Origin of the sequence: Acidisphaera sp. S103 (assembly GCF_009765975.1) — a bacterium.
Taxonomy (GTDB): domain Bacteria; phylum Pseudomonadota; class Alphaproteobacteria; order Acetobacterales; family Acetobacteraceae; genus Rhodopila.
This window is the reverse complement of record NZ_LMUJ01000061.1, coordinates 1-394: the sequence shown is the minus strand read 5'-3', so window position 1 is coordinate 394 and position 394 is coordinate 1. Positions and strand designations below refer to the sequence as shown.

Below are 394 nucleotides of genomic sequence, written 5' to 3'. Positions count from 1 at the left end.
AGCTGTTTCCTGGCCTGGGTGGACGGGTTGCGTACTGATGTTCCGGAGGTCATCGCGATCGACGGCAAGACCTCCCGCCGTAGTCACGACCGTCGTAAGGGGCGCCTGCCGCTGCACACCGTGTCCGCCTGGGCGACGGTGGCCAAGGTTCCGTCGGCGTAGCCGATGGAAAGCCAGCGGAGGGGACGGGTCAGCGGCTGGTTCTCGGACAAGAGACCGTGGCGGAGAAGTCCAACGAGATCACCGCCATTCCGTTGCTGTTGCGCCGTCTGGAATTGAGAGGAGCCTTGGTCACCATCGATGCGATGGGAACGCAGAAAGAGATCGCCCAAACCATCATCGAGGGAGGTGGGGACTATGTTTTGTCGCTGAAGGAAAACTGGCCGGCGACGTA

General features: G+C 61.9%; 1 pseudogene. It reads left to right on the top strand.

Annotated features, from left to right (window positions below):
* A pseudogene (locus tag GSQ89_RS39325) lies at positions 1-394 on the top strand (ISAs1 family transposase); the annotation flags it as partial.